The 7,203-nt window shown below is 43.5% G+C and carries 5 protein-coding genes; all 5 read left to right on the top strand.

Annotated elements, in window-relative coordinates; translation table 11 throughout:
• Positions 1 to 1,797: PASTA domain-containing penicillin-binding protein (locus tag CTER_RS01895; protein WP_004623276.1), on the top strand; the 1,797-nt coding region annotated here is incomplete at its 5' end.
• 95 nt (positions 1,798 to 1,892) lie between these two features.
• Positions 1,893 to 3,353 (top strand): UDP-N-acetylmuramoyl-L-alanyl-D-glutamate--2,6-diaminopimelate ligase, encoded by a 1,461-nt coding sequence (locus tag CTER_RS01890; RefSeq protein WP_004623182.1) that lies wholly within the window; start codon positions 1,893 to 1,895, stop codon positions 3,351 to 3,353.
• A gap of 79 nt (positions 3,354 to 3,432) precedes the next feature.
• Positions 3,433 to 4,824 (top strand): UDP-N-acetylmuramoyl-tripeptide--D-alanyl-D-alanine ligase, encoded by a 1,392-nt coding sequence (locus CTER_RS01885; RefSeq protein ID WP_004623277.1) that lies wholly within the window; start codon positions 3,433 to 3,435, stop codon positions 4,822 to 4,824.
• A gap of 19 nt (positions 4,825 to 4,843) precedes the next feature.
• Complete coding sequence (gene mraY, locus CTER_RS01880; RefSeq protein WP_004623181.1) at positions 4,844 to 5,827, top strand: phospho-N-acetylmuramoyl-pentapeptide-transferase; 984 nt, start codon at positions 4,844 to 4,846, stop codon at positions 5,825 to 5,827.
• Positions 5,828 to 5,931: 104 nt separating this feature from the next.
• Positions 5,932 to 7,044, top strand: a complete 1,113-nt coding sequence (gene ftsW, locus CTER_RS01875) for a putative lipid II flippase FtsW (protein WP_004623200.1) — start codon at positions 5,932 to 5,934, stop codon at positions 7,042 to 7,044.
• Positions 7,045 to 7,203 lie beyond the last annotated feature (159 nt).

Genomic DNA, 7,203 nt, shown 5'->3' with positions numbered 1-7,203 from the left:
TCACAGGTCAGAGAGTGGAAGAAAAAAAACAATGTGGTCGGAATATTTGTAGATGAGGACACAAAGAGGTTTTATCCCAACAGCAATCTGGCAGCTCATGTTATCGGGTTTACCAATGTAGACAATGATGGAATTGACGGTGTGGAGAAAATGATGGAGCAGTATTTGAAAGGGGTTCCGGGAAAAATACTGAGTGAAGTTGATGCCAGCGGTATGGAATTGACAATGGGTGAGGAAAAATATATTCAGCCCCAGGATGGAAACGATGTAATATTGACCATTGATGAAACAATACAGTACTTTGCGGAAAAAGCGCTTGAAAAGGCTATTTCAGACAATAATGTAATCAATGGGGGAACGGCCATAGTCATGGACCCAAGAAACGGTGAACTGCTTGCATTGACTTCAAAACCGGACTTTGACCTCAACAGTCCGAGAGCTGCTCCCAAAGGTAAGGATAAAGCCGCCTGGACAGGAACCAGTACCGAGGACGTCCAATACCTCCAGAAAACTGTGTGGAGAAACAAAGCAGTTGTTGACACATATGAACCGGGATCAACTTTTAAGCCCGTTACTGCCGCCGCAGGACTTGAAGAAGGGGCAATCACACCTGAGACCCAGGTGACCGATGCCACCGTCAAGATAGCAGGACACAGCATAAATTGCTGGAAGCCCAATGCACATCTTCATGAAACCTTCAGAGAAGGCGTGTATAACTCCTGTAACCCGGTTTTTGTAAGACTGGCACAGCAGCTGGGCATAGATAAGTTTTACAGCTATGTAAAAGCATTCGGTTTTTACCAGAAGACTGGAATAGATCTCCCCGGTGAGGCAGGAAGTATCATTCACACCAAACCCACCGAAATTGACATGGCAACGGCCTCCTTCGGCCAGCGCTTCCAGATAACTCCCATACAGCTCATACAGGCTTACGGAGCAATTGCCAACGGAGGAGATCTGATCACTCCCCATGTGGTAAAGGAAGTAGTTGACGAATCGGGTAATGTCATAAAGAAAGTCGAGCCTAAAGTTGTCAGAAGCGTTATTTCAAGACAGACTTCAGATACCCTTAAGGATATTCTCAAGGGCGTTGTTGATGTGGGAACAGGTAAAAACGCACGGGTACCGGGTTATAAAATCGGAGGAAAAACCGGTACTTCAGAAACAAGAGAAGGTGAACAGCTGATGGTACAGGGTAAAAACAAAAGATATATTGTATCGTTCTCAGCCATAGCACCTACTGACAATCCGGTAATATGCGTTCTGGTAGTGCTGGATTACCCGGATATATACAATCCCGGAGGAGGTGTGCTGGTTGCTCCTGTGGTAGGTAAACTTGTTGATGAGATCCTGACCTATAAAGGTATTGAAAAAGAGTATACCGATGACGACAAGAAACTTCTCAAACAGGAAGTCCAGGTTCCCGATGTCAAAGGCAAAACTGTGAAAGAAGCCATCAATCTGTTGAAACAAAACAAACTGGAGTATAAAATAGAAGGAAGCAACAGGGATTTGAGTGCCATAGTACAGGAGCAGACTCCTAAATCCACAGCCCTGCTGCATGAGAACTCAATTGTAATCCTGTATACTTACAAGCCTACCAATGAAGCTGAGGCAATGGTGCCCGACGTAAAAAACAAAACTATAAATGAAGCGACACAGGCCTTTAAGAAAGCCGGTATAAATATAGTCATAAATGGAACAGGCACGGCTGTGAGCCAACAGGTTGAAGCAGGTAAAACAGTTAAAAAGGGTGCGGTTGTGGAAGTAACATTTAGGAATATTTTTGAGGATTAACGGGAAATTATCCTGCAATACTTACTTAAGAGTGTAAATATAATGCCTGACGGCAAAAATCTAAAAATAAACACAAATATGGAGGTGTAAATATATTGTTACTTGGTGATTTGATTAAGGGATTGAATACAAGAAATATACAGGGCAAGCTTGATATGGAAATAGACGGTGTGGCATATGATTCAAGAAAAACCAGACAGGGGGTCCTGTTTGTCTGTATAGAAGGTACTGTCGTCGACGGTCATCAGTATATCAATGATGCCATAGAAAACGGCACAAGGGCCTTTTTGGTCCAAAAGCCGGTACAGGTGCCGGAGGGTATAACCGTTATAGAAATAGAGGATACCCGATACGGACTTGCACATGTATCTGATGCATTTTTCGGGCATCCGTCACAAAAGCTGAACTTGATAGGCATAACAGGAACCAAGGGGAAAACTACGACAACATATATGGTCAAGTCTATTTTGGAGGCGGCCAGCCATAAAATAGGACTGATCGGCACCGTAGCAAATCTGATTGGAGAGGAAATACTTTACACCTCCAGAACAACACCCGAATCCTATGATCTCCAGAGCCTTTTCAGCGATATGGTGGAAAAAAAGGTTGATACAACCGTAATGGAGGTATCCTCTCAGGGGCTTGAACTTCACAGGGTTGCGGGATGTGACTTTGATGTGGGAGTATTTACAAATTTTTCAAGAGACCACATTGGCCCCAGGGAGCATGCAACACTGGAAGAATATTTCAATGCCAAGTCAAAGCTCTTCAAGATGTGCAAACAGGCCATTATAAATATAGACAGTGAACATGGCAGGAAAATGGCCGAACTTGCGGAATGCAAGGTATATACCTATGGTTTCGGAGAAAATGCCGACATCAGGGCGGCGGAGATAGTCAAAAAGACTGCCTATACCTATTTTAAGCTCATATCCCCGTGGGGAACCACAGAAGTGGAAACAAATCTGCAGGGGGAATTCAATGTTTATAATGCCCTTGCGGCCATCGGCTGCTGCTGTCTTATACCCGGGGTGACTCTTGAACATGTAAAAACCGGTCTTACAAATGTGGTAGTGCCCGGCAGGATGGAACCTGTGGCAACAGGCGGTAACTATTCCGTTCTGATCGATTATGCCCATACGCCCGACAGTCTTGAAAAAGTGCTGTCGACAGTCAGGGAGTTTGCGCACGGAAGAGTCATAAGTCTCTTTGGCTGCGGAGGTGACCGCGACAGGGGAAAGAGGCCCGAAATGGGGGCTGTTTCAGGAAATATTGCAGACTTCACTGTCATTACTTCCGATAATCCGAGAACCGAAGAGCCTGAGAGAATAATAAACGACATAGAAGTTGGTGTACAGAAAACCAGCGGTAAATATATAAAAATTACAGACAGAAGGCAGGCAATAAAATTTGCACTTGAAAATGCCCGGGATGGAGATATAATTATTTTGGCGGGTAAAGGTCACGAAACCTACCAGCAATTCAAAGACAAAACCATTCACTTTGATGAAAGGGAAGTAGTTGCCGAACTGCTGGAAGAACTGAAGAGAACCTAGGTCTGATAAAAATATCAATACTGTATGGTGTTGCGTAGTATAAACAGCAGGTCCTGACAGGACCTGGAAGGAGAAGTAAATGGTATCTTTTGACTGTGCAGAGCTTATTGAGGCAGTTGACGGAAGACTGCTCTGGGGTAGTTTCGAAAGAATTTTTTCCGGTATCACAACCGATTCGAGAAAAGTTGCAAAGGATAATTTATTTATACCGTTGGTTGGAGAAAAATTTGACGGGCATGATTATATAGAGCAGTGCTTCGACAGCGGCGCAGCAGTATGCCTCACTCAAAAACCAATACCCGAGACAGCGGGCTGCAGCGCAATAATAGTAAAAGATACTGCTAAAGCACTAAAAGATATTGCTGCTTGGCACAGAAACAAATATGATATTCCTGTTGTAGGAATAACAGGAAGTGTCGGAAAAACAAGCACCAAGGACATGATCTCATGTGTTCTGTCAAAAAAATTTGAGGTTCTGAAAACACAGGGGAATTTTAATAATGAAATTGGTCTTCCCTTGACTCTGCTGAACCTTGAAGAGAAACATGAAGCGGCGGTTATTGAAATGGGGATGAGCGGTTTTGGAGAGATAAGCAGGCTGACTGCTGTCACACAGCCTGATGTTGCCGTTATAACCAACATTGGTGTTTCCCATATAGAAAAACTGGGTTCACAGCAGGGTATACTGAAGGCCAAGTTGGAAATACTCGAAGGCCTTAAGCCGGAAGGGCTTGTAGTACTTAACGGTGATGATCCCCTTTTGAAGGGACAAAGGGGAAAGCTGGGTTTCAGGACAGTATTCTATGGTATGGATACAGCTCTTGATTACGGCGCTGAAAATTATGAGTCACTGGGTGAGGAGGGTACAAGCTTCAATATTACCTGGAATAAAAATACCTACAGGGTGAAGGTGCCGGTTCCGGGAGTACATAACGTATATAATGCCCTGGCAGCAATAGCTGTGGGTGTTGAAATGAATATCCCGATGGGAACCATTATAGATGGCATAGCAGAGTACAGTCCCGGAAACATGAGGCAGAATATAATATCCTGCAAGGGTATAAAAATTATCAATGATGCATATAATGCCAGTCCCCAATCCATGCAGGCAGCTATAAGCGTGCTGGAAGAGCTGTCGGCAAAGTCAAGAGGGATAGCCGTTTTAGGAGATATGCTCGAGATGGGTGAAATGGCGGAAGAATTGCATTACTCAGTGGGTAAATTCATAAGGAACAAAAAAATAAAGTATCTGATAACAGTGGGAAAAGACTCCGGGAATATCTCACGGGCTGTTGCAGATTCAGATAATACTGCTATACAAACATGTCATTTTAATAATAATTCTGACGCTCTGGAATATATTTTAAACATCGTCAGACAGGGGGATTACATCCTGATAAAAGGTTCAAGAGGAATGAAAATGGAACAGATTGCCGAAGGCTTAATGCAAATGCAGGCAGTTCCGCAATAATAAACAGGGGGAAGTTCTATTGCTTACTTTTTCGTTAACATCCGAACATATTATAGCCTTTGCGGCTACCTTTGTTCTATCTATAATTGCAGGTCCCATACTGATTCCCTTCCTTAGAAGGCTGAAGTTCGGACAGACGGTAAGAGATGATGGACCGCAATCGCATTTGAAAAAAACCGGAACACCAACCATCGGTGCTTTGATATTCCTGGTACCTGTAACTGCTGTTGCCCTTTATTATTCTCAGAAATATCCTGAAATAATCCCAATATTGCTTGCTACGTTGGGATTTGGAGCGGTTGGCTTTATAGATGACTTTATCAAGGTGGTCAAAAAGCGTAAGGATGGACTGTATGCCGGGCAAAAAACCTTTCTGGAGCTGCTGGTATGTGTTTCCTTTGCCTTTTATGTTATCAGGTTTACCGAAGCGGGAAGCTCAATAGTTATCCCTTTTACCGATTATGTTGTTCAACCCTGGCTATACTTTTTATTTATAGTAGTATTTATGTACTTCTTTGCCAATGGAGTCAATATAACGGATGGGCTTGACGGCCTTTGCGCCGGAGTTACACTTGTAGTTGCCATCTTCTTTACAATCGTATCCCTGACCAACAGTGAATGGGGTTATATAAAGATATTTTCAGCAGCAATTGCCGGCGGGTGTCTGGGTTTTCTTGCCTTTAACATACATCCTGCAAAGGTTTTTATGGGTGACACCGGGAGCCTGGCACTTGGAGGGGCTTTAACCGCTATTGTTATTATGATGAGAATGCCTCTTATTTTCTTTATCATCGGAGGAATATATCTTATTGAAAATATCTCGGTAATACTTCAGGTCGGCTCCTTTAAACTGACCGGAAAAAGGATATTCAAGATGGCTCCCATTCATCATCATTTTGAGTTGAAGGGATGGAAGGAAACAAAAGTTGTGACGGTATTTATTATAATAACAGTTTTACTTGCCGTGATATCACTCATGGTAGTGGGTGTAGGAACATACTGAAGCCGCTGACCGGAATTAATTGACGTAAAATCTCATATAATCAGAATATGATTGATTCCGGTGATGAAGGGCTATGAAACATATGGATGAGGCTGGAGGATTTAATGAAAAACAAAAACAAAAAGCCTTTTGACTTTTGGATATTCGCAGCAGTAATATTATTACTTTCGTTAGGTACCATAATGGTATTCAGTTCAAGCTATTATTTTTCTGTCAAGGAAGTGGGAAACTCCTTTCTTCTTCTGGTGCCGCAGTTGCAATATATGGCTTTGAGTATTGTGGTACTGGTGGTTACAATGAATTTTGATTACAAAAAATGGGGCAAAATTTCACCCGTCCTGTTAATGGGAAGTATTGGCTTACTCATTTTAGTGCTGATCCCGGGAGTGGGAGTTGTGAGGAATGGTGCTCAAAGATGGCTGGGTGTGGGCAATAAAACAATACAGCCTTCAGAGCTTGCCAAACTGGCTTTGATAATGTTTCTGGCCTTCAGCCTGTCGAAGAGGAAAGACGTTCTGAAGTCCTTCACAAGGGGGCTGCTGCCTTACCTGGCATTGATCGGATTAATTTCCGGACTGGTTATTATTGAACCCCATTTGAGCGGAACCATCATCATTGTATTGACTGCTTTTATAGTGCTGTTCTGTGCCGGCGCGAAAATATCGCATTTTGTGGCTATGGCCGTGCCTGTGGTGGTTGCAGCCGTGGCGGCGGTGCTGGTGGCGCCCTATAGATTTGACAGGGTAAAAGCCTGGCTGGATCCCTTTGCATATGCCAGGGACGAAGGATGGCAGACGGTACAGTCCTTGCTGGCAATAGGCTCGGGAGGAATTTTTGGGAGAGGCCTTGGACAGAGCATGCAGAAATACCTTTATATTCCCGAACCTTACAATGATTACATTTTCGCGGTTCTGGCAGAAGAACTTGGATTAATAGGTTCTCTAGTGGTAATGCTGCTGTTCCTTGTGTTTATATGGAGGGGAATCAAGGTTGCCATGAATGCCCCCGATACTTTCGGAAGCCTGATGGCCACAGGTATTACTTCGCTGATTGGTTTGCAGTTCCTGTTTAATGTGGCGGTTGTAACAAATTCCATACCGTCGACAGGTATTTCGCTTCCTTTCTTCAGCTATGGAGGAACATCCCTGCTGTTCCTGATGTTTGGTGTGGGTATTCTGCTTAATATATCCAGATATTCGAATTATGAACGTTTTTGAGTTTACAGGCCGCTGCATAGTCAAAGTATGACAGCGTATGGAAAATAAATTAAACCCCATAAAAAAGTACCGAAAATACTTTTGAGTGTCCAAAGCGCTCAAGAGCGCTTCGGGTCTATTCCATTGAGGCCGGTATGATCGACAGGGTCAAGTAAAGGT

The organism is Ruminiclostridium cellobioparum subsp. termitidis CT1112, assembly GCF_000350485.1.
Taxonomy (GTDB): Bacteria; Bacillota; Clostridia; order Acetivibrionales; family DSM-1351; genus Ruminiclostridium; species Ruminiclostridium termitidis.
The sequence above is the reverse complement of the archived record's forward strand: the minus strand, read 5'-3'. Positions and strand labels throughout refer to the sequence as shown.